The 25525-nt window shown below is 55.4% G+C and carries 25 protein-coding genes; 11 read left to right on the forward strand and 14 right to left on the reverse strand.

Annotated features, from left to right (window positions below; genetic code table 11):
* The first annotated feature begins 71 nt into the window (after window positions 1–71).
* Complete coding sequence (locus ACXZ66_RS13480) at window positions 72–983, forward strand: LysR family transcriptional regulator (RefSeq protein WP_458749449.1); 912 nt, start codon at window positions 72–74, stop codon at window positions 981–983.
* A gap of 110 nt (window positions 984–1093) precedes the next feature.
* On the opposite strand, the gene ACXZ66_RS13485 is transcribed toward ACXZ66_RS13480, so the two are convergent.
* The gene (locus tag ACXZ66_RS13485; protein ID WP_458749451.1) at window positions 1094–1648 is read right to left on the reverse strand and encodes a helix-turn-helix domain-containing protein; all 555 of its coding nucleotides are present in this window, start codon (window positions 1646–1648) and stop codon (window positions 1094–1096) included.
* Window positions 1649–1714: 66 nt separating this feature from the next.
* On the opposite strand from ACXZ66_RS13485, the gene ACXZ66_RS13490 reads away from it, so the two are divergent.
* Entirely contained in the window at window positions 1715–2413 is a 699-nt protein-coding gene (locus tag ACXZ66_RS13490; RefSeq protein WP_458749453.1) for an AzlC family ABC transporter permease, read from the forward strand.
* On the forward strand, window positions 2410–2736 hold the full coding sequence (locus ACXZ66_RS13495; protein ID WP_458749455.1) for an AzlD domain-containing protein: 327 nt from the start codon (window positions 2410–2412) through the stop codon (window positions 2734–2736). Before ACXZ66_RS13490 ends, ACXZ66_RS13495 begins: the two co-directional genes overlap by 4 nt.
* Here the strand turns inward: ACXZ66_RS13495 and ACXZ66_RS13500 are convergent.
* The 7 genes from ACXZ66_RS13500 to ACXZ66_RS13530 all read right to left on the reverse strand — a co-directional run bounded on the left by ACXZ66_RS13500 (window position 2733) and on the right by ACXZ66_RS13530 (window position 9338).
* Window positions 2733–3782, reverse strand: coding sequence for a cyclase family protein (locus ACXZ66_RS13500; RefSeq protein ID WP_458749457.1), 1050 nt, complete (start codon window positions 3780–3782; stop codon window positions 2733–2735). The genes ACXZ66_RS13495 and ACXZ66_RS13500 overlap by 4 nt on opposite strands.
* A gap of 12 nt (window positions 3783–3794) precedes the next feature.
* On the reverse strand, window positions 3795–4901 hold the full coding sequence (locus tag ACXZ66_RS13505) for a mandelate racemase/muconate lactonizing enzyme family protein (RefSeq protein WP_458749459.1): 1107 nt from the start codon (window positions 4899–4901) through the stop codon (window positions 3795–3797).
* A gap of 99 nt (window positions 4902–5000) precedes the next feature.
* Window positions 5001–5315, reverse strand: coding sequence for a YciI family protein (locus tag ACXZ66_RS13510; protein ID WP_458749460.1), 315 nt, complete (start codon window positions 5313–5315; stop codon window positions 5001–5003).
* 39 nt (window positions 5316–5354) lie between these two features.
* Window positions 5355–6815, reverse strand: coding sequence for a GntP family permease (locus ACXZ66_RS13515; RefSeq protein WP_458749461.1), 1461 nt, complete (start codon window positions 6813–6815; stop codon window positions 5355–5357).
* A complete protein-coding gene (locus ACXZ66_RS13520) occupies window positions 6812–7708 on the reverse strand; it encodes an NAD(P)-dependent oxidoreductase (protein ID WP_458749463.1) in 897 nt (298 codons plus the stop codon). Before ACXZ66_RS13520 ends, ACXZ66_RS13515 begins: the two co-directional genes overlap by 4 nt.
* A gap of 37 nt (window positions 7709–7745) precedes the next feature.
* Entirely contained in the window at window positions 7746–8447 is a 702-nt protein-coding gene (locus ACXZ66_RS13525; protein WP_458749465.1) for an SDR family oxidoreductase, read from the reverse strand.
* The gene (locus tag ACXZ66_RS13530) at window positions 8448–9338 is read right to left on the reverse strand and encodes a VOC family protein (RefSeq protein WP_458749466.1); all 891 of its coding nucleotides are present in this window, start codon (window positions 9336–9338) and stop codon (window positions 8448–8450) included.
* A gap of 233 nt (window positions 9339–9571) precedes the next feature.
* Here ACXZ66_RS13530 and ACXZ66_RS13535 point away from each other — a divergent pair, with 233 nt between their 5' ends.
* Entirely contained in the window at window positions 9572–10495 is a 924-nt protein-coding gene (locus ACXZ66_RS13535; RefSeq protein ID WP_458749467.1) for a LysR family transcriptional regulator, read from the forward strand.
* On the opposite strand, the gene ACXZ66_RS13540 is transcribed toward ACXZ66_RS13535, so the two are convergent.
* Window positions 10492–11676 (reverse strand): PucR family transcriptional regulator, encoded by a 1185-nt coding sequence (locus ACXZ66_RS13540; protein ID WP_458749468.1) that lies wholly within the window; start codon window positions 11674–11676, stop codon window positions 10492–10494. The genes ACXZ66_RS13535 and ACXZ66_RS13540 overlap by 4 nt on opposite strands.
* 136 nt (window positions 11677–11812) lie before the next feature.
* Here ACXZ66_RS13540 and ACXZ66_RS13545 point away from each other — a divergent pair, with 136 nt between their 5' ends.
* Genes ACXZ66_RS13545 through ACXZ66_RS13555 form a run of 3 tightly spaced genes read left to right on the forward strand, consistent with a single transcriptional unit; the run spans window position 11813 to window position 15078 of the window.
* A complete protein-coding gene (locus tag ACXZ66_RS13545; RefSeq protein WP_458749469.1) occupies window positions 11813–13030 on the forward strand; it encodes an FAD-dependent monooxygenase in 1218 nt (405 codons plus the stop codon).
* 5 nt (window positions 13031–13035) lie between these two features.
* Window positions 13036–14226 carry an acyl-CoA dehydrogenase family protein gene (locus ACXZ66_RS13550; protein WP_458749470.1) on the forward strand — a complete coding sequence of 397 codons (1191 nt, stop codon included), beginning with the start codon at window positions 13036–13038 and terminating at the stop codon, window positions 14224–14226.
* Window positions 14227–14241: 15 nt separating this feature from the next.
* Window positions 14242–15078 (forward strand): 3-hydroxyacyl-CoA dehydrogenase family protein, encoded by an 837-nt coding sequence (locus tag ACXZ66_RS13555; protein ID WP_458749471.1) that lies wholly within the window; start codon window positions 14242–14244, stop codon window positions 15076–15078.
* A gap of 30 nt (window positions 15079–15108) precedes the next feature.
* Here ACXZ66_RS13555 and ACXZ66_RS13560 read toward each other — a convergent pair whose 3' ends face one another.
* Entirely contained in the window at window positions 15109–15339 is a 231-nt protein-coding gene (locus ACXZ66_RS13560) for a hypothetical protein (RefSeq protein ID WP_458749472.1), read from the reverse strand.
* Window positions 15340–15675: 336 nt separating this feature from the next.
* Between ACXZ66_RS13560 and ACXZ66_RS13565 the strand changes: the two genes are divergently transcribed.
* The 3 genes from ACXZ66_RS13565 to ACXZ66_RS13575 all read left to right on the forward strand — a co-directional run bounded on the left by ACXZ66_RS13565 (window position 15676) and on the right by ACXZ66_RS13575 (window position 20318).
* Entirely contained in the window at window positions 15676–16539 is an 864-nt protein-coding gene (locus ACXZ66_RS13565) for a DUF4190 domain-containing protein (RefSeq protein WP_458749474.1), read from the forward strand.
* 166 nt (window positions 16540–16705) lie between these two features.
* Window positions 16706–18736 (forward strand): hydantoinase/oxoprolinase family protein, encoded by a 2031-nt coding sequence (locus ACXZ66_RS13570; protein ID WP_458749475.1) that lies wholly within the window; start codon window positions 16706–16708, stop codon window positions 18734–18736.
* A 7-nt stretch (window positions 18737–18743) separates the two neighbouring features.
* A complete protein-coding gene (locus ACXZ66_RS13575; protein WP_458749476.1) occupies window positions 18744–20318 on the forward strand; it encodes a hydantoinase B/oxoprolinase family protein in 1575 nt (524 codons plus the stop codon).
* 9 nt (window positions 20319–20327) lie between these two features.
* Here the strand turns inward: ACXZ66_RS13575 and ACXZ66_RS13580 are convergent, their stop codons facing one another.
* The 4 genes from ACXZ66_RS13580 to ACXZ66_RS13595 form a co-directional block, all read right to left on the reverse strand.
* Entirely contained in the window at window positions 20328–21857 is a 1530-nt protein-coding gene (locus ACXZ66_RS13580) for a SulP family inorganic anion transporter (RefSeq protein ID WP_458749478.1), read from the reverse strand.
* Window positions 21858–21947: 90 nt separating this feature from the next.
* On the reverse strand, window positions 21948–22514 hold the full coding sequence (locus ACXZ66_RS13585; protein ID WP_458749479.1) for a hypothetical protein: 567 nt from the start codon (window positions 22512–22514) through the stop codon (window positions 21948–21950).
* 68 nt (window positions 22515–22582) lie between these two features.
* Complete coding sequence (locus ACXZ66_RS13590) at window positions 22583–23644, reverse strand: alpha/beta fold hydrolase (RefSeq protein WP_458749480.1); 1062 nt, start codon at window positions 23642–23644, stop codon at window positions 22583–22585.
* A 72-nt stretch (window positions 23645–23716) separates the two neighbouring features.
* Window positions 23717–24475 carry an Ltp family lipoprotein gene (locus ACXZ66_RS13595; RefSeq protein ID WP_458749481.1) on the reverse strand — a complete coding sequence of 253 codons (759 nt, stop codon included), beginning with the start codon at window positions 24473–24475 and terminating at the stop codon, window positions 23717–23719.
* Window positions 24476–24752: 277 nt separating this feature from the next.
* On the opposite strand from ACXZ66_RS13595, the gene ACXZ66_RS13600 reads away from it, so the two are divergent.
* Complete coding sequence (locus ACXZ66_RS13600) at window positions 24753–25517, forward strand: SDR family oxidoreductase (protein WP_458749482.1); 765 nt, start codon at window positions 24753–24755, stop codon at window positions 25515–25517.
* Window positions 25518–25525 lie beyond the last annotated feature (8 nt).

A 25525-nucleotide genomic window follows, 5' to 3' on the forward strand; every position in this document is an offset into this window, starting at 1 on the left:
ACTTTCAAAAGCAAAACTGTTATGCTTCCACATGACGTATCTCAAGGATCGATCCCAGAAAAGGTATTTAAATGCACTATGAGTTGACCGACCTACGCCTTTTCTTTGCGATTGCCGAAGCGCAGAATCTATCGGCAGGGGCCGCATCGTTATTCATGAGCGCATCGTCGGCAAGCTATCGGCTTAAGAACCTTGAGAAAGCAATGGGAACGGCACTTTTCCTTCGTACCCCCAAAGGGATGGAACTGACCTCGGCTGGGGAAACAGCATTGTCATACGTCACCCAAGTACTTGCGACTACAGACGAGATGGACAGCGACATCAGCCGATTTTCGTATGGCGAGCGTAGAAACATCCGTGTTCTGGCGAACAGCAGCTCCCTCAACGGATTCGTAACCCCGGTAATCGGAAGATTTCTCTCAGAAAATCCATACATTAACGTCCAACTTGAAGAAATGGCTAGTCAAAAGATCATTTCATCAGTTATCGCTGGCTACGCCGAAATTGGCATCGCAGCAAGTGTTGCCGATCTATCCGAGGTTCAAGCCGAAGTTTTCACTACAGACGAACTTGTAATCGTAAGCAGTCTCGATCACCCTTTGGCAAACAAGAATTCTGTCAAACTTATCGACACAATCGCGCATGACTTTGTGAGTGTCGAAAGGACAAGCAGCAATTATCTATTCCTTTCCTCCACCGTACGACAAGCTGGCGGCCGCCTAAATATTCGGGTTTATGCAATTGGTTTCAATAGTGCATTGCGAATGGTATCGGAGGGAATCGGTATTGCTCTAGTTCCTCGAAGTGTTGCAACTAAGGCTATCGAGGAAAGGCGAGTAACGGCGATTTCTCTCGATGAATCTTGGGCAAAGCGAGAATTGGCTATTGTAACCCCTTCAAACCGTGAGAGCCCGGAATATGTAAGAAGCTTCGTGGACTTTCTCCTCGATAGCACAAGAGGAACTAACCCCACAGAACTCTAGTGCACCCGCGATAAAGCTAACTAGAAATTTTGTGAATCCTTCGGCAAAGGAACAAATGTCTTAAGTTGATTATCAGAGCTCCAATCGAAATGGGGCACCGGTTTCTATTTCTAAGAGCTCTCTATCACCGAAACCGCCGTGCTGCCCGGGTCCAACGCCTCAAAGGTATGCGCTAAATCGCCCGGGTAGCGCAGGTAATCGCCCTGGCCTAGCTCGTAGCGCTGCCCGTTAACCTCGACCAGAACGCGCCCCGTTGCCACAACAATGTGCTCAATTGTCCCCGCATGGTGCGGTTCGGAGGTCTTGATGTCGCCGGGCTCGGCGGAGACGAAGTAGATGTCGCGCTGAGCCCCAGGAGGCGAGGTGGAAATCAAGGACACGGTGTAGGAACCCGCCTCGGAATGAAGCTCGGGGAGGTCGCCTCGTCTGATCAACTCTATGTCTGGCTGAGGCGGATCAAGCAATCGGGAGAGCGGGACTTGGTACGCCGTGGCGAGTGCCCAAAGGGTCTCTACGCTGGGGTTACCTGATCCGGATTCGAGAATGGACAAGGTGGACTTGCCGATCCCGGCTTTGCTCGCGGCCTCGGTGAGGCTCAGCCCGGCGCGCTTTCGTTCGCGGCCTAAGGCTTGAGCCAGTTGGTCATGGTCGAAGGAAGACTCCATATGTTCTTTATAGTGGAATTTGTTCCGGTTTGACGAACCATCCTCCAAAAGTCCATTATAGTGAACATGGATCGGATATATAGAACGCTTGTGGGACCGTTTGAGCCCGGCATGACCCCGGCGCGACTGCGTACCTCATTAGTGATCGCGTTGTCCATGACTTTGGTGGCGGTATCCTACGGCTCACTCTCCCACGAGGTGGGAATGCTGCCGTGGCAGACTGCGCTGCTTGCGTTCTTCGTCTACGGTGGCGCCTCCGAGCTGCTATTTGTTAGCGCGCTTGCCGGAGGAGCAGCTATCCCCTCGGCTGCGTTAGCAGGATTGGTGGTGAATTCACGCAATTTTGCCTACGCGATGAACGTAGGCCAGTATGCCCCGCGCGGTTGGCGCCGCATCCTTGGAGCGCACTTAATTCACGACGAATCCATGGCCCTCGGGCGTCTTGGCAAAACCAACGAAGAGCGGTGGAATCTTTTTCGCTTCATCGGAATCCTGCTGCTTTTCTGTTGGGTAGGAGGAGCGCTGCTCGGACAATTCCTGGCAGGAATGGTAGATACCTCGGCGCTCGGATTGGACGCGGCCTTCCCCGTCATTTTGATCGCAATGGTTTTCGACGATCTCCGCAAGCGCTCCACCTTGGTTTTCGCCCTGTTGGGAGCGCTTATTGCAGTCGTGGTGACGCCACTAGTTCCAGCCGGGCTAGGGGGAATCGCAGCCTTACTCGCCCTTATCCCCTGGTTCCTCGCAGAAAGGAATCCTCGATGAGCACAACAGGCTTTCTCACCGGCCTTTTGATCTTGGCCGTGGGCACCTATCTCATCCGACTATCCGGAGTTTTAGTGGGCGCGAAGACGCAGGGCGACTCGGCTCAGCAAGTCCGCCTCTGGCTGGATCGGGCCGCCGTGCTCATCTTGCTTGGAGTTGCGGTAACGCAGATGATGTACGACGGATCCGAAATTGCAGGTCTTTCGCGGATTATCGGTGTTATATGCGGAGTGCTCGCCTTGGCTTGGAAACGCTCATTAATTCTCGCCGTTGTCGTGGCCATGGCGGCAACGGCGCTGTTGCGGATTCTTGGTCTGGCTTAGATCGTGGCCACCGGCGTTACCGGTGAGCCCGTTGCGCCGGGCAGCCTCAACGGTGGCGCGGTGAGAAGGAAATAGTTCCGTTTCCGTTCCCGCAAAAGCAGCGACAATTCAGCGAGGTCCCACAATTCACCGAGCGGAATTCCCTGCTTGAACAGGCAATGCTCATGCAGTGGGAGCGTCGAATGCGCCCCTTCAGTTTCGGTTGCCGGGTACAGCTCCACTGCATAATTGTCGGCGGCGATTGCGGCGATTCCCGAATCGGTAATCCACTGCAAAAGCTTTTGATCACGCCCATCAAGCACTGCAGCGTAGTTGTGCAGGGTTTCCGGATCGGGATTACCTTTACTTTCGACGAGCTTTTCCGCGAACCCGGTATGCAGCACGAGAATGTCTCCGGGTTCAACGACGATCTCGTCTTTCTGAAGGATCTCTTGCAATTCGTCGTAGCCAAATAGCATGCGCTCAGTGCCGAAATGATGCGCAATATCAATCAGCACACCGCGACTTTGAATTCCTGAGGTGGCCAGCGAATCCACGCCGAGGACTCCGGCGTTGCTGGTGGATTCACTGGAAATAGAATCCAGACCGGCGCCTGCGAGATCCGCTGGCCCTAGAACCTCGACACCAGCACGAAAACCGTTGTAATACACGGGAACCAGTTCCCCATTGCCCTCAACATCAAACTCGGATCCCACGTGCGCGAATGCATCCCATTGCGTTGAATACTGAGTATGCAAAATGACAAGGTCATCGCTCAACACATCGGTGACATCCGCATCAGCCAGAATCGCCCGGTAATTCATATTCACTTTTCCGTGGCGCAGATTCGGTCGCACGATCGGAGGTAGCCGGTTCGCGTTTAGCCCAGTGCCACCGGGAAGATCCAGAGGCAAACTCAGGCACAAAGTAATCCCATCCACGACCTCGGCCACCGCCTGTTTGACCTTTTCTGGCGTGATGAGGTTCAGCCTGCCAAGGAAATCGTTCTCACCAAAATCACCCCAGTTGGACCCTTCGGGGCGTTGTACCCACCGTTTATTGCTCATGTTTGCTGCCACCTATTTGTCAAGACGGTAGTAATCCAACTTGCCCTCGTCGATAAGCGCACCGTATCCAGCGTTCTTCGACACAAGAGCGTACCCATCTTCGATCTTGATGGGCTCGGCCTGGAGATCGTCCTTCATGTCAAGGAAGTTGGACACTTCTGCCGGGAGTTGCGAGGTTTCCAGGAACGCCGCACCGAAAGCAATGGTTGCCAGGGACCCAATCTGCGTATCGATTTGATTGCCCAAGACCATGTCCACGCCTGCGGATGTGCACAGACCCCAGATGCGAAGTGAATCGGTGAAGCCTGTTCGCGCGGTTTTGATTGACACGGCGGTTCCGTCACCGTCTTGCAGGGAGCGCCAGACCGCGGTGGGGGTCGGTGCGGATTCGTCGACGATGAAGGGGATGGAAGAGTTTTTCACTATACGACGACGGCCAAATCCCTCGGATGCTGGATTGAGCTCTTCGATGAACTGCAAATCCAGGTCTTCCATCTCCTTGATGGCGAAGGCACTTTCACGTGCGTTCCACCCTCGATTTCCATCAATGTAGAGGGTCATTTCCGGGCCGAATTCGTCGCGAATTGCTCGACAAACGTCGATATCATCTTGAACTGGGCGTCGACCGACCTTCACCTTGTAGGCATCAATGCCGTACTTTTCGGTGAGGTGATTAATCTCTTCGATGATCTCTTCTGGGGTAGCAAACCCCACCATATGAGAGATTTTTACGCGATCGGTATAGCCACCGAGTAGGTCCGTGACGGTGGATCCGGTGATCTTGCCCTTAATGTCCCACAGGGCAATATCAATCGAGGCCTTGGCCACGTTGTTGTTTACCGTTCTGTTCAAAATTTCCGCCACCTGGGATGTGGCGAAGGCGCTCTTGCCAATCAGTGCCGGGGCAAGAATCTTATTGATTACAGCAACGATAGATTCCTGGGTCTCGCCGTAAGTATATGGACGTGGAGGCGCATCGGCGATACCGACGATGCCGCTTTCCGTGGTCACTCGCACGAGGACATGATCGGCCTTATCAACCATGCCTGAGGCAAAGCGCAAAGGAGTTTCGTAATCGATGGTGTACGGGATTGCTTCAATACTTTTAATAATGGGCATTTTCTTCTCACCTTTAGGGAGTAATTTTGCTGGCTTGTAGTTTGATAGAGAAAAGTGAATGTACCTCGCCCAATGTAGTGGGGAGGTACATCGTGTTCGCTATTCGGGGTCGAGGGCTTTTGCGTCGTAGTTACCAGCAGTGCCAAACGCTAATGCCCAACGACGAACCGTGATGTGGGTGACGAATCCGTCGACAACAAAGCGATCGACTGCAAGAACCTCTCGAGCTTCTTCGGCTGTTTCAGCAGGAACGATATACACCCCGGATGTCGAACCGTTTCCCGTTGCGCGGCCCGCCGCTGCAATCTTTCCGGTATTGACCATCTCTTCGATGTACTTGCGATGTGTCGGACGCAGTGCGGTCATTTCCTCGGTGACCTCGCCGTAGTGACATTCCACAAGGAAAAGTTTCATAGGTTCTACTCCTGTTGAAATATTTCTGATGACCTGGCGTTAATACAAGACCATGGAGAGCGGGATCATAAGTGCCACAACTGAAAGTGGGACAACAACGGTCACTGCCGCAATATCTTTGTAGGACTGCCTGTGGGTCAGGCCTGCGACTAGGAGGACAACGATCACGGCTCCGTTGTGCGGCAAGGTATCGAAGCTGCCTGCTGCCATTGCAGTGAGTCGGTGCATGACTTCCAAGCTAATTCCTTGCTGATTGGCCATTTCGATGAGCTGGGGGCCGAAGGAATTCAGCGTGATGGTCACGCCACCTGTTGCGGAAGCGGTAATGCCGGAGATCACAGCTGTAACCACGACGGACGACACGAGTGCGTTCGGGAAAAGCTCGAAGACGTTATCCTGGAGCACTGAAAATACGGCGAGGGAGGAGATAATCGCACCGTATCCAACCTCGGAACCTGTGGTCACCAAAGGCAAGGTTGCATTCTTCGCGCCTTCAGCCAAGGCGCCAAAGAGCAGCCGAGCATTTCGCAAATTCAGCAGATAAATAACCAGGATGGCAACAAGCATCGCGATGATGACGCCCCATGTACCAGACACCTGGGCAACCGTTTTCTCTCGGTACAGTGCCGTGCTTAGGTAGTCAGTGTTCATCGCGGGAATCAACCAAGTCACCGAAACATAGTTCATCACAATCACGACGATCAGTGGAACAAACGGCTTCCAAGCGGATGTTTCCACCAAGTGTTTCGAATGTAGCTTCTCGGCTACTTCGAGTTCTTCGCCGGAACCGATCGGGTTTCTAGTCTCGGGTTCTGAGGAAGCCCCGGAAGCCCCGGAAGCCGTCGATCCGGCAAAAACGTTGAAGCTTTCACCCTTGGCTTTCAATGACTTAGCCCGGTATTCAAGCCAGGCCATGCCAAGCAGGAAGATCAGCGTGCCACCGATGATTCCGAGCAGTGGAGCCGCAAAGGTGGTGGTGCCGAAGAACTGAGTCGGAATAATGTTCTGCACCTGCGGGCTGCCGGGAATGGCCGACATTGTAAATGTTGCAAGGCCAAGCATGAGAGTTGCCGGGATCAGTCGGCGCGGGATATCTGCTTCACGGAACAGTGCCCTGGCCAGCGGATAAGCCGCAAACACCACAACGAAAGAGCTCACTCCACCGTAGGTCAGAATCGCTGTACTCAGTACCGTAGCCAGAATTGCAAACTTCGGGCCTAGGGCGTTAGTGAGAAGTTGCGCAATCCTTTCTGCATACCCAGTGACCGTCATTAGTTGGCCGAAAATTGCACCTGTAAGGAAGATCGGTAGGTAGTTGGCGGCGAAGTTGCCCAGGGCCGGCATGAAGATCTCGGTATAGCCACCCAATAGGGGTGCACCAGAAAAGAGCATCGCGACGACCGCAGCCAGCGGGGCTGCAATGATAACGCTCCACCCGCGGTACGCCAGGAAGATCAGGAGGAGTACGGAAACAATAATTCCGATAAGAGGAATGATCATGAGGTGCTGCTTTCAGGTGCGTGACTTTGTGCCCGATAGACCTCGATAACTCGCGAGGAATCCTTCTCCCCCAGCCCGGCTTCCTTCGCCTGCACCAAAACCTTGTTTACAGCTTCTAGAACTGGGATATAGCTGCCCGCGTTGTGCGCCGACGATTCAATAAGCTCGGCATCCTTCATGAAAATGCGCAAAAGTGCACGCAGTTTCGAGGGCTCGTCGTGAAGCATCTCGGGACCAAATTCTGCAAGCGACCAGGAATATGCTGCGCCACCGAGGAGCCCGCCAAGGATTGCTTCTAGGTCAAGATCAAGGTCCTCAGCGAAGCTGAGAGCTTCTGCCGCAACAACAACATGGGTGGTAACCAAAAGGTTGTTGACCAGCTTGGCTGCTTGGCCATGTCCTGGCTTCGTGCCGATGTTCAACACTTCTCCGAACGATTGCAGGTAAGGCCGGACGGCCGTGACTGCCTCTTCGGGTCCGGAAGCGTACATCTTGAGCTGGCCCTTTTCTGCACCGGTTACGCCGCCGGTGACAGGAGAGTCGATGACGTAAACGCCGCGGCCTTCAAGAGCTTCGCTGACCTGCACAATTGGCTCAACGCCGATTGTGGACATGATTACAATGACGCCGTCTTCGGGAAGTTTTGCAGCAAGGTTATCCTCAAGAACGACCTGGTTTACTTGCTCGGCATTAGCAACCATGATGATTGCGTGGTTAACTTCCGGCAGATCTTTTACTGAAGCGACAGCATCTAGGCCGTGCTCCCGACAGCGATCGCGCGCTGCCTCGAATGGATCGACGACGATGACGTCCGCGTTTTCTTGCAGTCGGAGCGCCATTGGGAATCCAATTGCGCCGGCTCCGACGAAGGCAATGGTAGGTACCAAAGACATGGGTATTTTCCTTCTAGGTCGAATTTCTTGAGGCTCGTCACACCGGTGCTTGGCCAACAGAGAGGCCACCGCACACATAAAGGGTCTGGCCAGTTACAAAAGAGGAACGCTCCTCTAGGAAAAACGCCGCTGCCTGGCCAATATCGCTCGGCTGGCCCATTCTTCCAACTGGAATATTTCGAATAATTGCTTGAGTTGCTGCGGAGTCTTGTGGGTTTGCTGCTTCGAAAAGTTCGGTAGCAATTGGGCCAGGTGCAACCGCATTTACCGTGATGCCGTACTCACCGAGTTCAAGCGCCCACACACGGGTCACACCGATCAGGGCGGCTTTGGTTCCGGCATATGCAGTGCGCATCGTTTTTCCAAGAGCGGCTCGCGACGACATGTTCACCACGCGGCCGAAACCTGCTTCCTTCATACCTGGCAAAAGTGGTTGCAAGCAGGTCAAAGCAGATTGGACGTTGAGGTCCCACGATTGACGCATTTCTTCTGACGTTTGCTTTTCCACGCTTCCCAAACGCACCGCACCAACGTTGTTGACAAGGCGGGTGATGGGTCCGTCTTCTAGCGCTTCATTAATCGCGGCAAGGGTGTTGGGAATGTCGGTGACATCGACATTGAGATCCCCATTTTGTCGATCCAGAGTGATGACATCGAAGCCATCTTCGCGACACCGCTGCGCGATTGCCGCTCCGATTCCCGCAGCTCCTCCGGTGACAAGTACTCGTTCCTTTGTCATTTATGCGTCCACCTGATCAACCTGATGGATTTCGATGATGCGCCCGGATGGATCCGGAAGGAAGATCTGGCGCCAGGTTTTAATCGCCCAACGCTCGTAGTCAGAAAATGGAACACCCTTCGCTTTGAGACGATCGATAACCGCTTCAATATCGTCGGTGCGGAATGCATAGTGGCCGTTGATTAGGCCATTAACGTTCTGGCCATTGTCGTAGCTGGCATAGGCTCGTCGCGTAGTTGCGTGAAGTTGCAGCTCATTACGGTCACCGGCGTGGAAGAACTGAGCAGAATCTCCCCACTGCTTATCGTCGCCATCATCGCCGGTCATACCAGGGGAAGGCAGGCGCTCCAGTCCTAGGACCTTGTTGTAGAAGTGATTGAGCTCGTCGATGTCATCGCCGCACACGTTAACGTGGTGGAGGCGAAGATGACCTTGCGGGGTGAAATCCTCGAGCTCAGTCATGTCATCAACCTGGTGGATTTCGATGATGTTGCCGGCTGGGTCACTGACGAAAATTTGATGCCAGTCTTCGATGGCCCAGTAGCCGTAGTCAGAGTAAGGAACGCCGTACTCGTCCAACCGATCGGTGACTTCTTTTAGGTTGTCGGTGCGGAAACAGAAGTGTCCGTGCTGCAGTGGGTTGATGCACTGACCATATTCAAAGTTTGCATACGCGCGGCGCTTCGTCAGGTGGACCTGCAGCTGGTTCGTGTCACCCGCTTCGAAGAATGCAGCGGTTGCACCCCAGACCTTGTCGTCTTCATTGTCGGTGTCATCACCAGTCATTGCAGGGGGAGCAAGTTCCTTCAGACCTAATGCGTCGGCGTAGAACTCTCGCAGCCCTTCCATGTCATCTCCACAGATGTTCATGTGGTGCAGTTTCAAAACCATTTTTCTTACTTCCTTTTTTTGGGCTTGTTTAGGGGAGTGCCCGCAGCCTGTCAGCCGTTCAGCGTGAAATTTTGAGGTATGAACAGACGCAGATGAAAAGTGCGCTATGTCATTGGAAGCAAGATTAGGATCTAAGTCACATTCACACAATGTCTAAAATGAACTGTATTAGGTTCTAAGTTGAATCAACGCTGTAAGAGGAAATTTTTAGACGAAAACAATGGAGGAAAATTGTGGAACTTCGAGAGTTAGAAGCATTCGTTGCAGTATCAGAAGAGCTCCATTTTGGGCGCGCGGCAGAACGCTTGCACATGACCCAGCCGCCCTTGAGTCAGAGAATTCGCAGCCTTGAACGCCAACTTGGATTCCCTCTTTTCGACAGGAACACCAGGACAGTGACCCAAACAATCGAGGGACAGAGCCTCTATCCTGCAGCTAGAGAGGTTTTACACGCCTTCGAGCGATTCAAAACCACCTCTGCGGCCATGGCCTCCGGCAGTACCGGCCGATTAAGAATCGGGTTTTCCGGCGCCGCTACCAGCCAGATCCTTCCCATTCTTGCGCGCGATATCCGTGCAGAGTTTCCAGACATAGACCTAGTGATCAATGGATATATCTACTCCAAGACTGGCCAAGAACTGATCCGAAAAGGCCAGCTAGATCTTGCATTCTCCAGGTTGCCCATCGAACAAGAAGACATCGGCTACCTGCCGCTTTACGAGGAAGAGTTGATTGTTGCCCTCCCCGATACGCATCCGCTGGCCAATGAAAAAGAAGTTGATCTGGAAGACCTTGCCTCCGAAACCTTCATTACCTTTCCCGCTGATTCAGGATCCATGCTTCAAGACGCGCACAAGGAAGCTCTCGAGCAGACCGGGCTGACCGATGTAGATATCCAAGAGGCCACCGATTCCTACACAATTTTGTCGCTAGTAGCTGCAGGAGCTGGGGTTTCACTGACGCTGTCCTCGGTGCGTCACGTACAAACCACGGGGATCGTTTATCGTCGTATAGCTTTTCCAAAGATCAAACTTCAGCAGGTACTTATCTGGGATTCACGGCGCAAAGACAAGATGCTGCGCAATGTCCTCGAGTTGTGTGCCCAAAGCGTCGTACAGTTCCGCAAGACTCTGAGTGCCATCGATCTGGATGCTTAAGAGCTGGCCTGAAGTTCCTCTGAAAGGGGGAATTGCGCGATCAGCCTGAGCGCGAAGAGAATCTCGGCATGCAGCGTTGCATCCGTGATGTCAATCCCGGAAATGTCGTTTAACCTCTCTAAACGGTAGTAGACCGTCGATCGGTGGATCTCGGCTTTTCTCGCAGTTTCTTGGATATCGCCGCCGGATTCCACGAATACTTGCAGGGTGTCCAGCCACCTCCGCGCGTTGCGATCACGAAGAATGGCCACGATTGGCTCTGGGAGATCTTCGGGTTTTAGCTCGTTAATCGGGATGGATGCGATAAACCCATTCATCCCGGACTGCCTCCACGTCACGGAGGTGCCGTACTCATCTTTTAAGCGCGTGCTTGCGCGCAGCGACCAGATCGCTCGTTGGTACGCCGAGTGAAAATCACTGATACGCACCATGGGAGCGATGGCCGCGCGAACTGGAGCTACTCCAGGTTCCTCTAAAAGACGATTGAGCTGGTCTTGTTGGACTGGTCGAGGGAAAATCAGCACTCCCTTTTCCTTTCCCAGCATGCCGCCCAAGATCTGCAGGGTTGATCTCGAGTTCACAAAACGCAGCACCGAAGCCACGGCTAGGCGAACGCGGTGATCGTCTTTCGCGCTGGTTATCGTACTTCCGGGCCCAACTAAAACAAGGCTGTAGCGTTCCGCGAGCGCGATCAATTTTCTATCGTAGAGCTCCTGAACCGCTACTTCCCTAGTGAATTCTTCCGGAGACACGAGATCTTTCAATAGCCCCGAGACTATTGGGCTGAAGGTGTCCTGGATGTTCTTTTCAATCTCAACCAACGAGCGCACGGTTTCAAATTCTTCGATCTGTTGAACCGATTGCGCAGCGGCCACCCCTTCACCTTCCTCCAGCGGGTACACCAGCACGGCAAGAAGATGCAGGTCAGCACCTACAAGGGGAATTAGGGCAATATTGCCCAGTTCATCGAGGCTTCGCACTTCAGTTTCGTACCGCGAAGGCCCCGAGGATTCCCACAAGTCACTATGCGTCATCACATGGGCGAGGCGCGCGCGATCCTCCAACCTCTCATGGATCGAATACGCCATCACGGAGAAATCCGCTGCTAGGAGGACTAATTGACGCCCACAAGCAACCGACAACTGTTGCAGCGCATTCCGCAACTCTAAATTCTGTGACATAGATCAATCCTAAACCCTTTGCGACAATTTGTCGCAAAGTAGATATGCATTTCCTACAGTTCCACCGAGTTTTGTGACACGCTACACCACTAACCTTTCCTGTTACTGAGAGCACACCACCTGAAAGGTTTTTCACATGTCGACGACTTCACTTTCAAAAAATATGCGCATCGCCATCGTCGGTGCCGGCGTCAGTGGCCTCACCTTGGCCGCTGAGCTCAGCCGCCAAGGCTACCAACCACAGCTCTTCGAGCAGGCTCCGGAAATGGGCGTTGTGGGAGCGGCACTCTTCGTTTCCGCTAACTCCATCCGGATTTTGGAAGATCGCGTACATGCCACCGATAAGCTCATCGAGCGCTCCTTCCCCGTTGAGAGCGTGATGGCCAAGGACGCTTACACCGGTGAAACCATCAAGACACTGCTCACCGGCGACGAGTATGAGCAGAGGTACGGATTCCGCGGATACGGCATTCACCGCGCCGAGCTGCAGTCCTTGCTTATTCAGATTGTTGGCATGGAAAACATTCACTTGGACAAGCGCCTTGTTGGCATTGACGACGACGGCAGCGAAGCAGTACTGACCTTCGCCGACGGATCAACCCATGCAGCAGACCTGGTCATCGCAGGTGACGGAGTCCGCTCGCTGCTGCGCCGTCACGTTGTTGGATACAACGACATGTTGTACTCGGGCTGCTACGCCTACCGCGGTATGGTCTCTCCTGATTCGGCAAATATCCCCGACCACGGTTCAATGCAATTCTGGATGGCCGATAACGGTCACGCCCTGCACTACCCAATCGCAGATCAGAACCACAACTTCCTGGTAGTCAAGCGCTCTGCCGGCCCGTGGCCACACAAGACCTGGACCGTAGATGCCAATGAAGGCGATCACCTGCGCGACTTCGAAGGAGTTGCACCTGAACTACGCGGCATGCTCGAGCAAATGCCAACGGGCAAGAAGTGGGCAATGTTCTATAGCTACCCGCTGCACCAGTGGAGCCGTGGCCGCGTGACCCTGATGGGCGATGCCGCCCACGCGATGCTTCCTCATTACGGCCAGGGCGCAAACACCTCGATCGAAGATGCCATCATCCTCGCAGACGCTCTGACCCACGGCATTGAAGCCGGCGAAGACCTGCGCGATGTACAGCAGCGCTACCAGGACCTGCGCATCGAGCGGACGCGCAAGATTCAGATCGCATCAGCTGCAACCGGCGAGCAAATGCATATGGCTGATTCCGAGGCGAAAGAACGCCGCACCCAGAAAATCAATCGTGCGGGCATGTGGGATTACATGGTCAGCTGGGTTCACAGCTACGACGCAACCACCGCTGTGGCCAATTCGCTGAAGTAGATCCGATGACTGAAAGCACCTTCACGTCCGATTTCCTCGACACCGAGAGCATGCTCTCCGACGACGACCACGCCCTCGTTACACGTGTCCGCAACTTCGTCGACACCGAAGTCACCCCGATTATCAACGAATACTGGGAGAAAGCAGACTTCCCCTACCAACTCATCCCGAAATTCCGGGAACTCGGCATCGTCGGCACCACCATCCAAGGCTACGGCGCACCAGGACTCACCCCACTGCAAGCAGGACTCGTTGCCCGCGAACTCTCCCGCGGCGACGGCTCGATTAACACCTTCAACGCCGTACACTCCGGCCTAGCCATGGGCTCGATCTACCTCCACGGCTCGGAGGAACAAAAACAGCGCTGGCTACCCGCGATGGCCAACTTGGACAAACTCGGTGCCTTCGCCCTGACCGAGCCTGACCACGGCTCCGATACTGTCCTTCTAGAAACCACAGCCCGCCTCGATGGGGACCACTACGTCCTCAACGGGCATAAGCGTTGGATCGGCCTAGGCCATGTCGCTGATTTGGTGATTGTTTGGGCACGTGATGAAGCCAATGGCCGCATTGCTGCTTTCGTGGTGGAAAAAGATGCCGAGGGTCACTACCCCGACGGCTACGAAGCCGAAGCAATTACCGGCAAGATTGCCAAGCGCGCCATCCAGCAGGCCGATTTCACCATGACGAATGTGCGTGTGCCGAAAGACAACAAGCTTGAGGGGGCGATTGGTTTCGGTGCCGTGTCCAAGGTGCTGCTGCGTACCCGCTCGCTGGTGGCGTGGGAAGCGTTGGGGCATGCGTGGGCGGCGTTTGATTATGCCGCCGAGTACACCGCGAATCGGAAGCAGTTTGATAAGCCGATTAATAATTTCCAGTTGGTCCAAAACAAGTTGGCCACCATGTTGGCTGACTTGGCTGCGATGCAGTTGATGTGTATCCGCTGTGGTGTGTTGCAGAATGCGGGGGAGTTGTCGGCGGAGCGTTCCTCGATTCAGAAGATGTTTGTTTCTGAGAAGTCGCGCAATCTGTGTCGCGATGCCCGCGACCTGATGGGTGGCAACGGCCTGCTTTTGGAGAACCATGTGGCCCGTCATCTCACTGATATGGAGGTTGTGCATACCTATGAGGGCACGCACTTCATTCAGTCGTTGATTGTTGGCCGCAGCATCACCGGCGTCAACGCAATCAGCTAACCGGCAAGGAGAACTATGTCTATACCTAAGTACGTAGGCGTCCTCGGCGGTGGCCGAATGGGGGCCGGAATTGCGCACTCTTTTATCGCAGCAGGAGCCAACGTCACAGTTGTTGAAGTCAACGACGAAGCTGCGGATGCGGCGAAGCAACGCGTCCTGCGCGATATTTCCAAGTCCTTCGAGTACGGCGCGCAAGGCTCAAAAACCGAGTGGGAGCAGCGCTTAACCGTGACTACTTCCACGTTGGACTTCGCCAACGCCGAGCTCGTAGTTGAGGCGGTTCCAGAGAATTTGGAGCTGAAACTCAAGGCCTTTTCCGACATCTCTACCCACGCCCCGCACGCCGTGATTGCGACCAATACTTCGTCGTTATCGGTGTCAGAGCTGGCTCAGACCGTCACCAATGATGTCATTGGCCTGCACTTTTTCAATCCGGTTCCGGCCTCAAAGCTTGTCGAAATCATCGTGGCCACCTCTACTCCGGAGTACCTCATAGATACGGCACGCGAGTGGGTTGCCGATTTGGGCAAGACCCCCGTGGTGGTTAAAGACGCACCTGGTTTCGCCTCTTCCCGACTCGGCGTAGCCATCGCCTTGGAGGCAATCCGGATGGTCGAGGAGGGTGTGGCCTCGGCCGAGGACATCGACAATGCGATGGTTCTTGGCTATAAATTTCCGATCGGCCCGCTCGCGCTGACCGACGTTGTCGGCCTGGACGTGCGGTTGGGCATCGCCGACTACCTCGCCTCGACTTTGGGCGAGCGCTTCACTCCGCCACAGTTGATGCGCGACATGGTCGCCCGCGGCGAGCTTGGGCGCAAGTCAGGCAAAGGCTTTTACGATTACGTCTAACGCCGTTTGCAAGAAGCTTAGCGACGAGGCTTATCGACGAGCGAACGCCCAATAAGCAGCCGGGCCGAAACCATTGACGGCTTGGGCGGCAGCCCATGCCCACTTCGGTCCACGGATTTTGTCGGCAGGCCTGCGGGAAAGGTCGACGAGCGCTGCAATCTTTGCAGTGGCGTCTACTGTTGCGGCCACAACGATGCCTACTTGTGCTGGGGTGGGAAGTTCGCTGAACTTGATGCGTTCTTTTTGGGTTTCGGTGCTCATGTGTTCAGGCTAGCGATTTTTATTAGCCTGGAATTGAATGCGACTAAATTTACACCTGATTACCCCCGCCGCTCAGTGTTGCACCAAAGGTAATTAGATCAAAAATATTTTCATCCAAAACTAAAAGGTCAAGCCTCGTTTCGTAACTACGAGTCCAGATCTCAAAATTTGAAAAACAACTTTTCTAGACAACAGTTCCTTGCTCATACATTCGAATTTTTCGAGAGATTTATTGGAATTGTCTGAGCGCCAGCTTAATATTCCCTAGTCATAATAAATTTTCTGCGGAAACCACTTTGTTTCACGACTTCCGCACTTCATTTCTAAGGACTCGCGTTGTCTAATCAGATTTCAGAGCATCAATATTCTTCTGCCCCGGAAGGCTTCGATGCCCCTCAGAAGAAAGAAAAGAACGTTGTCGGCATCATCGCCCTGATCTGTGCGATCGTCGGCTTCATCTTTGCCTGCGTTCCAGGTGCACTAATCATCGGGTGGATCCTGCTTCCGATCTCCTTCATCCTCGGAATCGTCGGGCTGTTTATGAAAGGCAAGCCGAAGGGAACTGCCATCGGCGCAATTATTGTCTCCATCATCGGCACCATCGTCGGGGTCTTTGTCTTTATTGGTGTAGTAGGCCAATCCTTCGATGAGGCGTTTAACGAAGACGTATCCGTCTCGGAAAATACGTCAAATGGTTCGTCCAGCCTCGACAGCAACGGCGAGTCTGCGGCGTCCGCTGCAGTAGGTTTCGCAGACACTTCTGCTGAAGCAGGTGCATCCCGTGAAAACCCTCTACCACTGGGCTCGACAATCGAAAGCGATGAATGGTCGGTCACCGTTAACAGTGTCGATTTGAATGCTACTGACGCTGTGATGGCGGAAAACCCTTACAATGACGCTCCGGAAGAAGGATCTTCCTACATCCTTGTGAACATCACCGCCACGTACAAGGGCTCAAATCCTCAGGGCGAATACCCTTGGACAACTGTTAAGTATGTGACCCCTGAAGGAACCACAATTAATTCCTATGACACGTTTGCCGTTGTTCCCGAGGAATTCGATGATGTCAGCACTCTGTACTCCGGTGGCTCAACGACCGGGAACGAAGCATTTGTAGTAAATACTGCTACAGCAGCAGATGGTGTGCTCGCAGTTGATGTGGATATGTTCTCGGACACTAAGTTCTTTGCAGTTCAATAAGGTTCCCTAGGGCCCTTTCAGCAAAGTAAAACGAACCTCAAGTACCCACAACTATCGAACATGAAAAGAGTGGGTACTTTTCTATTGGTCCCACCCAACCCCGTGATTTAGTCGACGGTCTGTGCCATCCTGGGAACAACCACACCAACCGCGAGGTAACCCAGGCATGACTTCCCACGACTCCCCAATCGAAAACACCGGACTCCAGGTCGCCGTTGATACTGGAGGCACCTTCACCGATATCGGGGTGCGCAGGGAAGATGGATCCATCGCAGTGTGGAAACTCCCTTCTACTCCACACGCGCCGGATGAGGCAGTGATCGACGGAATCGCCGGCGCCATGGAGCAACAAGGGCGACAAGCAGAAGAGATCACCCGCCTCGTCCACGGCACTACGGTAGCAACGAACACCATCCTGACCAGGACGGGAGCAATAGTCGGCCTGCTTACCACCAAGGGGTTCCGCGATGTCCTAGCCATCGCACATCAGGCCCGCCCCAGTCTCTACGACAACAGCCAACACCGCCCCGACCCGCTGATTCCCAACGAACTCATCGCAGAGGTCGACGAACGAATGAGCGCCGAGGCCGAGATCCTTCGGCCACTCAACGAATCAGAACTCAACACCATCGCAGATGAGCTGCGTGCACTAAAACTCGATGCACTTGTGGTCTCCTTCCTCAATGCTTACGCCAATAGCGAGCATGAGGACCAAGCGGTGCGCTACCTCCGAGAACTCAACGTCGCACCTATCATCTCTGCTGCCACGGACATCACCGCCGAGATGCGTGAGTACGACCGCACCTCTACGGCTGCGATCAACTGCTACGTGCAGCCGAAGATGTCGGGGTACATGGAACGTCTCAACGCAGGCGTGCACAACCTCGGCATCCCCTCGAAGTTGTGGGTGATGCAGTCCAACGGTGGTCTGCTGGATCCTTCCATGGCCGGGACCCACAGCGCCCGCACCGTCCTTTCAGGCCTGGCGGGCGGGGTCGTGGGCGCCGCGAACTGGGCCCGCCAGCTCAACTTGGACAAGGTGGTCAGCTTCGATATCGGCGGGACCAGCACCGATATCGCCCTGATCCGTGGTGGCGAACCCGACGAGACCACCACCGGCGAGATCGACTCCCTGCCACTGCGCCTGCCCAGCGTGGACGTGCACACTATCGGTGCCGGTGGCGGCTCGATCGCGTGGCGCGATTCCGGAGGTAGCTTGCGCGTCGGCCCGCACAGTGCCGGAGCAGATCCCGGGCCCATCTCCTACCAGCGTGGAGGCACCGAACTTACCGTCACCGATGCGCACCTTGTCCTCGGCAGGTTAGGCAACGGCCTACTCGGAGGCAGGTTCGAGCTCGACTTCGATGCCGCCCACACCAAGATGACGGAGTTCGGCAAGGAGCTGGGTTTAAACGCCGAAGAGTGCGCCGACGGGATCCTCAAGGTCATTGCGGCGACCATGGCGCGCGGGATTCGGAAGGTCAGCGTCGAGCGTGGCATTGATATAAGGGCGTGCCACCTCATGGCCTTTGGTGGCGCAGGGCCTTTGCACGGCGCGGACCTAGTCCACGAGCTGGCCATGGAATCAGCAGTGATCCCGTCGGTACCGGGCATTGCCTCGGCGGTGGGCATGTTGGATGCGCCGATTCGCCACGACTTCTCGGCACCCACCTACGTGGACAATCCGGAGGACTTCCACAAGCTCGCACCGCTGTACACACAGCTCAAACAACGCGCCACAGAGGAAATGGGCACCAGCGAATTCACGGGCACCCGGCTCGTCGATGCGCGCTACCGCGGCCAAAGCTACGAGCTCACCATCGCGCTCGCGCCCGACTGGGGAACTCAAAGAACTCAATTCGATCGGGCCCACGAGGAGCGTTACGGATTCTTTGACCCAGATGCGGAACTGGAAATCGTCGTCACGCGTCTTGCCGCAACCATCGAACAACCTGACACCCCGCAACAAACGTTGCCACAGGGCAACGCTGCGCCCAAGGCGAAGGAGCACCGACCGGTCTACATCGATGGAGCGTGGGTGGAGACGCCGATTTATGATCGCGAGGAGTTCACCGCGGGGGCGAGCATCGAGGGCCCGGCGATTCTGGATCAATTCGATACGACAACCTTTGTGCGCCCCGATCAGCGTTGCGAATGCGACGAGTTCGGATTCTTGCACCTGACCCGAATCAAGTGAGACAAAGATGAACACCGAACTCAACGCAATTGAACTTGAGATCGCCCGCAACCGCTTGACCTCGATATCTGAGGAGGTGGGCATGGCGCTGATCCGCACTTCCTACTCCCCCAATATTAAGGACAGGCGCGATTGCTCCGCGGGTATTTACGCGCCCGACGGCGAGCTGATTTCGCAGGCCGAGCACATTCCGCTGCACCTGGGACTCATGCCCACGGTGATCGCGAATGCGGTGAAGGAGTACGGCCCCGAGAACTTGCGCCCGGGCGATGTGCTGATGACGAACAATCCCTATCTCGGTGGCTCGCACCTGCCGGATATGTGCGTGATCACTCCCGTTTTCGCAGGTGATGAGGTCATTGCGCTGGTGGCCACGATGGCTCACCACGTGGATGTCGGCGGGATCACCCCGGGGTCGATGGCCACACACGCCACCGAAATTTTCCAGGAAGGCATCCGCGTCCCGCCGATCCGCCTCTACGCCGCCGGCGAGCTGCAGCACGAAACCCTTGCCTTGCTCCTGATGAATATCCGCACAGCCGATAAGACGCGCGGCGATCTCATGGCACAGGTCGCGGCGAATCGTCTCGGGGAGCGTCGCATCAATGAACTTATCGACGAGTGGGGCGTGGCCGGTTTCCACCGCGCCGGCCGCGCCCTGATTTCCTATGCCGAGCGCCGTACCCGCGCAGCCATCTCGGCGCTGCCCGATGGCACCGGGCGCTTCACCGATTACCTCGAACACGACGGAGTGGAGGAGGCTTCCATACCTATAGTCGCTACGGTCACGGTCGCCGGCGACGAAATTCTCATCGATTTGACCGAGACCTCCGACCAGGTCCGCGGGGCCGTGAACTGCTCCTATGCGGTTGCCGAGTCGTGCGCTGCCTACGTTGTGAAAACACTCGCCGACCCGACGCTGCCCTCGAATGCGGGACTATATGCCCCGATCACGGTGAAGACCCGCCCGGGCAGTCTTGTGCACGCGGAGTTTCCAGCGCCTGTGGCCCACGGCAATATTCAGACGGCGCAGCGCATCGTGGACACGCTGTTGGGTGCGTTTGAGCAGTTCACCGATGGCTTGGTCCCGGCCGCCTCGAGCGGGTCGATGAGTATGGTCACCATCGGCGGGATGGACCCGCGCACCGGCAAATACTTCTCCTATGTGGAAACCTACGGTGGCGGGCAGGGCGCCAGCGCACAAGGCGCAGGGGCGTCGGCCACGCACACCCACATGACCAACACGCGCAATACGCCCTGCGAGGTCATCGAGCGCGAGTATCCCTTGCGCGTGGAGGCCTATTCCATTGTCCGCGGATCTGGCGGGAAAGGGCGCAATGCTGGCGGCGATGGTATCTATCGCCAGCTCACACTCACCGCAGGTCAAGCTACGGTCGTCGCGGGTACGTCTCGCGTGACGACGAGCCCCTGGGGACTTCGCGGTGGCGAGAACGGGGAGCGCGCCGTAGTGCGTTCGCATACTAAGGAAGGGGTGCGGGAGCGCTCGTCGTTAAGCAAATTCGATCTTTCCGCTGGTGAAAGTGTGTCTATTCAGACGGCCGGCGGAGGGGGATACGGCTAATCCCCGGCGCTAATCCCCGAGCCTGCCGGAAAGCTTGTCCAAGCGGTCTTGGCTGGCGCCGTCGAGGCCGATAATGGAGACGGTTTTGCCCTTGGCCTGGTACTTCTGCGTGATCGCGTCGAGGGTTGCCACGGTGGAGGCATCCCAGATCTCGGCGGAGGTGAGGTCGATGACGATGTGGTCGGCGGTGTCGTTGTAGTCGAAACGGTAGACAAGATCGTTGGAAGAAGCCCAAAACAGCTGGCCGTGGACGCGGTAGGTGCTGGTGCCCGGCTCGGCGATCTTTTCAATGGAGACCATGTGGGCGACGCGGCGGGCGAACATTACCATCGCGGTCAGCACACCGAGGACAACGCCAATGGCCAAGTTACTGGTGGCAAGGGTGGCAACGACGGTGACAAGCATGACCGTGGTCTCGGAAAGCGGCATGAATTTCAGGGTGCGCGGGCGCAGCGAGTGCCAGTCGATGGTGCCGATGGAGACCATAATCATGATGGCCACAAGCGCTGCCATCGGGATCTGGCCCACGATGTCGCCGAGCAACAGGATCAGGATGAGCAGGAAGGTGCCCGCGAGCAGGGTGGATAAACGGGTGCGGGCGCCTGATTCGCGCACGTTAATCATGGTTTGGCCGATCATGGCGCAACCGCCCATGCCACCGAAGAGGCCGGAGGCGATATTGGCTATGCCCTGCCCCATTGATTCGCGGGTTTTGTCGGAATGAGAGTCGGTGATGTCGTCGACAAGCTCAGCGGTCATGAGCGACTCCATGAGGCCAACAATGGCCATGGCCAGCGCATATGGCGCGATCATCCGGAGCGTTTCCAGGTTCAGCGGAACATTCGGGATGAATAGTTCGGGCAGCGATTCGGGCAGGCGGCCCATATCGGCGACGCGTGGCACGTCAATGCCCGCGATGAGCACGATCGCGGTAATGACGATGATGGTGACTAACGGTGCCGGGATGGCACTTGTGAGCTTGGGGAAGAACACCATAATGGCGATACCGAGGGCAACCAGTGGATAGACCGCCCACGGCACGTCGATGAGGTGTTCGAGCTGCGCGATGAAAATTAGGATGCCGAGTGCGTTGACGAAGCCGATCATTACCGAGCGTGGGATGAAACGTTGCAGCTTCGCCACGCCGAGGGCTCCGAGCACGATCTGGATCACGCCCGCGAGCAGCACCGTGGCGATGAAATAGTCCATGCCGTAGTCGCGCGCCACGGGTGCGATGACCAGGGCGACGGCTCCGGTCGCGGCTGTGATCATGGCTGGGCGACCACCGGTGAAAGCGATCGCGATGGCCATCACCACCGAGGAAAATAGCCCCACTGCTGGGTCGACACCAGCGAGGATGGAGAAGGCAATCGCCTCAGGGATCAATGCCAGCGCGACTGAAAGGCCTGCTAAAACCTCTATGCGGAGGCGGCGTGGGGAGGAAAATGCGTACTTGAATGACGCAACGACGCCTGTCGGTGCGTTGGCTCCGTCAGCCGTGGGTTCGGGTGCGGTGGTGACCGCACGGGAATCAGACATATGTATCCAATCGTGTTGAGGGCGCGCATAAGTAAGCCAACCCTCCAATTTTGGGGGTTGGCGCTGGTGAATACAGTAGCCCGGGCGGTTCTAAGTCTCCAGCCGCTCGCACACGCCTGCAAACTGGTCTCGCGAGATCGGGCTCTCCCCCACGCCCAAAAACTCCACGGCGATGTCGCCAGGATTGTAGGCCGCCAGAGCCGTCATGCTTGTCGACGATTCCGTGAAAAACCTACTTGCCCTAATAGGTTCCGGCCCACCCTGATTCGTTGGAACGGCTTGCGCAACAAAGAAGTGATCGGGCCTGTCAGGCAATGTGAGCGGATACTCGGCGATCCACTCGCCTGGATCATTAATAGGAATCTCGATCACGCCTTGTACCGGCTCCGGGGCGACATAAAGGCCGATGAGCTCGTTCTCCTCTTCCGAAGCAAGCGCTTCCCTATCCGCGTAAATCTCAACTCTGTTCGTTGAATTTTCGCACGTATTCACGTGGATAACCACGTTGTATGAAGCATCGCGAGAGATTCCGACAATTCCGTCTCGTTTCGAGTTCACAAAATTTCCGCAAGCCGTAGTACTTGCGGTGGCCAGCACTACGGCGCCGACTAACAGGCGCCTGGCTAGTTTTCTTGTGTCGTTCCTTGTGACGGTCATGGCGTGATCCTTGATGTAGTTGTGTGAGACTGATTTTCTCACACGTCACGCCATGAGGGCTCCGTTGGTTAGGTTGAGAACAACTCGTTGAGGTGCGCATCGACTTGTTCGAAGTAGGATTGCTCGAAGCCGAACAATCCGAAGTGCCCACAGACGCTGTCAAGCACACGCAGTTCTGCGGTTGGGCAGAGGTCAACTTCGGCTTGGGCATCAGCCGGAGGGAAGAACATGTCTGAGGAAATCGGCATGTCAAAGAATTTTGCTTGGACTCGACCGAGCGCTGCGGATAAATCTCCGTCGGTATTCCTGGCTACATCGCCCCGCTGCCATTTCCATGCCATGGTGAGCAGGACATTGGGATCCATTTGCGCGAACAAGCTGCCAAGGAAGTTCTGGGAAAATTCTTCAAAGTTCCAACTCTGCCCCTCTGGCACGAATGGCTTCCAGAACTCAGTTTTCCAAAACTCCGTGCTGAACCCCATTACAGCCCAAATATCCGCGTGTCGACGAAGGCCTGCCTCGACTTCCTCGCGAGATTCGTAATGCCCCTCGTTGAATCCTGGATCCGAGGTAATGGCATCATTGAGCGTCTTTGTAAAAAGAAAATCGTGCGGAGTGTTTTGTGCGGTACCTGCTATTGCAGCGGCATGTCGTACGGCATCTGGGAATCTCACCGCCCACTCCCAGGTTTGCTGCGCACCCATTGAACCGCCGAGAACCGCGAATAGGGATGTAATCCCCCACTCTTGCTCAAGGAGGATTTTCTGGGCCCGGACGTCGTCGCCAATTCGTACTTTCGGGAAGTTTGGTCCTGCTTGGTCTCCGCCAATATTGTTCGGCGAGGTAGAGAGCCCATTTCCGATCTGATTGACTATCACGATGAAGTACTTCGCTGGGTCTAGGGCCCGGCCCTCTCCGATATAAAGCTGCTCCCAGGCTTGGTGAGTGCCTGAGAACCAGGTTGTGATCAGGATGGCGTTGTCTTTTTCGTCGTTAAGCTGGCCTTGAGTCGATACAGCAAGTTGTAAGTCCTCAAACACTCCGCCCTCCTCGAGTTCGAAGTGCCCGATAGAAATCATCTGGTACGGACCTTGTACTTCAGGCGTGTAAAACGGGTTCGGCGAAGGCATGGCAGGCTACTTTCTGTGACGTGGATTACATTAGGACTAGCCTAGACCTCTGCCATGCTTATGTCAATGCTTTTAGAGATTATCCACCGCGTACTGGGCCTGCTCTGGGGTGAACTGCTCTCCATAGGAAGAAACAAGCTGGTCATAGACCGCGGTTCCAGACATAGCCATTGAATCTTGGTAGGTACGTGCCTTCTCCAATGCGTTTGCATTCCAGTCGGCGTCCACGTTATCCACCGCATATTGTGCTTCCTCTGCGGTAAATTGCTCTCCATAAGAACTGGTCAGCTGATCATAAACACCAGCTTTGGACATGTGCATCTCGTCCGAGTAGGTTTTCGCCTTTTCGAGCGCATTTGCATTCCAATCAGCGTCGACGTTATCTACTGCGTATTGAGCGGCCTCGGCGCTAAACTGCCCACCGTATTCACTGGTCAGCTGATCGTAGAGCCCTGCCTTCGACATGTGCATCGTATTTGAATAGGTGTCTGCCTGGCGAAGAGCATTCTTGAAATCTGCCGAGACGTTCGAGTCTTCCTGTGCTGCGCCACCTTGATCTGCCGAAGAGTCACCTGCTGGGAGGGCCTCCGCGCTCACACTCGAATCGGTGGCAACGCTTGCGGAGTCGGAGCTTCCACTGCCCATATTCGAAGCCACGCCGATGACGATCAATGCCGCCACGCCGATGCCGCCCCACTTCAGACAGCCGCCCTTTTTCTTCTTCTTTGGTGGCTCAGCCTGCTGCTGGTAAGGCTGCTGCATAGGCTGCTGCTCAGCGTACTGGTAAGACTGCTCCGGTTGACCTGGGTTCTGTGGAGATTGGTTAGTCATGTCGACTCCTAATTCTGAAAATACGGGAAACAATGCACCGGACCTACTGGCCGGAGCCTGTTGCTTAATGCAACTAATGAAAAGATAAAAAATGCACTAGACATTGATGCGTCAAGCATCGAACAACTTAGCGAAATTACATAGACCAAATTTCGAAAGCAATTCAAACCTGCAATCGTCGCTATGCGAAAAATCGATCTATCCTGGCATTTTCCAGGTATATGCTGGGCTTTACTTCTACAAAAAGTCCCGACCAGAGGAAAAACGCGGAGGAATAATGAGCAAACGAATCTTGATCACTGCAGGAGCAAGCGGCATCGGCCTGGCCACTGCCCGAGCTTTCGTGGCCCAAGGCGACAAGGTCCACATTGCGGACATCAATGCGGAAGCCGTTGCCGAGGTCGTGGCCTCCGATGATCACATCACCGGCACAGTCGCCGATGTGTCCAAGCCCGAGGACATTGCACGCATTTTCGCAGATATCGACGACGCGCTCGGCGGCCTAGACACATTGATCAACAACGCAGGAATCGCAGGTCCAACTGCTCCTACCGAGGACACCGACCCCGACGCGTTTGATGCAGTTCTCGACGTCAACCTGCGTGGCACGTTCCGCGTCACCCAGCACGCCATCCCTCGTCTCAAAGCAAATGAGGAAGGTGGCGCAATTGTCACCATGTCCTCGATGGGAGGAAAGTTCGGCTACCCCAACCGCATCGCCTACTCCACCACCAAGTTTGGCCTGGTCGGCTTCGCTCAAACCCTGGCCCGCGAGCTCGGCGAGTTCGGTATTACCTCCAACTCCGTGCTGCCCGGCGCGATCAACGGCCCACGCCTCCAAGGAGTACTCCAGGGCCGCGCTGATCTGGCAGGCACCACGCTCGAGGAAGAGAATGCCAAAGCGCTGGCAAACCAATCCGTGCAGTCCTTCACCGAGCCGGAAGAAGTTGCCGCGCTGATTCTCTTCCTGACCGGCCCGAATGGTCGTCATATTTCTGGCCAGGCAATCTCTATTGATGGAGATTCCTACAAAGCGAGCTAGGAACTTTC

This window comes from Corynebacterium sp. S7, from assembly GCF_054401105.1.

Excerpts from the sequence above, each read along its gene's own strand:
- ACXZ66_RS13525 (WP_458749465.1), bottom strand. The coding sequence starts at position 8,447 with ATGACAAAGGAACGAGTACTTGTCACCGGAGGAGCTGCGGGAATCGGA.
- ACXZ66_RS13590 (WP_458749480.1), bottom strand. The coding sequence starts at position 23,644 with ATGCCTTCGCCGAACCCGTTTTACACGCCTGAAGTACAAGGTCCGTAC.
- ACXZ66_RS13510 (WP_458749460.1), bottom strand. The coding sequence starts at position 5,315 with ATGAAACTTTTCCTTGTGGAATGTCACTACGGCGAGGTCACCGAGGAA.
- ACXZ66_RS13580 (WP_458749478.1), bottom strand. The coding sequence starts at position 21,857 with ATGTCTGATTCCCGTGCGGTCACCACCGCACCCGAACCCACGGCTGAC.
- ACXZ66_RS13485 (WP_458749451.1), bottom strand. The coding sequence starts at position 1,648 with ATGGAGTCTTCCTTCGACCATGACCAACTGGCTCAAGCCTTAGGCCGC.
- ACXZ66_RS13570 (WP_458749475.1), top strand. The coding sequence starts at position 16,706 with ATGACTTCCCACGACTCCCCAATCGAAAACACCGGACTCCAGGTCGCC.
- ACXZ66_RS13505 (WP_458749459.1), bottom strand. The coding sequence starts at position 4,901 with ATGCCCATTATTAAAAGTATTGAAGCAATCCCGTACACCATCGATTAC.
- ACXZ66_RS13490 (WP_458749453.1), top strand. The coding sequence starts at position 1,715 with ATGGATCGGATATATAGAACGCTTGTGGGACCGTTTGAGCCCGGCATG.
- ACXZ66_RS13515 (WP_458749461.1), bottom strand. The coding sequence starts at position 6,815 with ATGATCATTCCTCTTATCGGAATTATTGTTTCCGTACTCCTCCTGATC.
- ACXZ66_RS13550 (WP_458749470.1), top strand. The coding sequence starts at position 13,036 with ATGACTGAAAGCACCTTCACGTCCGATTTCCTCGACACCGAGAGCATG.
- ACXZ66_RS13560 (WP_458749472.1), bottom strand. The coding sequence starts at position 15,339 with ATGAGCACCGAAACCCAAAAAGAACGCATCAAGTTCAGCGAACTTCCC.
- ACXZ66_RS13495 (WP_458749455.1), top strand. The coding sequence starts at position 2,410 with ATGAGCACAACAGGCTTTCTCACCGGCCTTTTGATCTTGGCCGTGGGC.
- ACXZ66_RS13585 (WP_458749479.1), bottom strand. The coding sequence starts at position 22,514 with ATGACCGTCACAAGGAACGACACAAGAAAACTAGCCAGGCGCCTGTTA.
- ACXZ66_RS13545 (WP_458749469.1), top strand. The coding sequence starts at position 11,813 with ATGTCGACGACTTCACTTTCAAAAAATATGCGCATCGCCATCGTCGGT.
- ACXZ66_RS13595 (WP_458749481.1), bottom strand. The coding sequence starts at position 24,475 with ATGACTAACCAATCTCCACAGAACCCAGGTCAACCGGAGCAGTCTTAC.
- ACXZ66_RS13500 (WP_458749457.1), bottom strand. The coding sequence starts at position 3,782 with ATGAGCAATAAACGGTGGGTACAACGCCCCGAAGGGTCCAACTGGGGT.
- ACXZ66_RS13575 (WP_458749476.1), top strand. The coding sequence starts at position 18,744 with ATGAACACCGAACTCAACGCAATTGAACTTGAGATCGCCCGCAACCGC.
- ACXZ66_RS13520 (WP_458749463.1), bottom strand. The coding sequence starts at position 7,708 with ATGTCTTTGGTACCTACCATTGCCTTCGTCGGAGCCGGCGCAATTGGA.
- ACXZ66_RS13555 (WP_458749471.1), top strand. The coding sequence starts at position 14,242 with ATGTCTATACCTAAGTACGTAGGCGTCCTCGGCGGTGGCCGAATGGGG.
- ACXZ66_RS13530 (WP_458749466.1), bottom strand. The coding sequence starts at position 9,338 with ATGGTTTTGAAACTGCACCACATGAACATCTGTGGAGATGACATGGAA.
- ACXZ66_RS13480 (WP_458749449.1), top strand. The coding sequence starts at position 72 with ATGCACTATGAGTTGACCGACCTACGCCTTTTCTTTGCGATTGCCGAA.
- ACXZ66_RS13540 (WP_458749468.1), bottom strand. The coding sequence starts at position 11,676 with ATGTCACAGAATTTAGAGTTGCGGAATGCGCTGCAACAGTTGTCGGTT.
- ACXZ66_RS13600 (WP_458749482.1), top strand. The coding sequence starts at position 24,753 with ATGAGCAAACGAATCTTGATCACTGCAGGAGCAAGCGGCATCGGCCTG.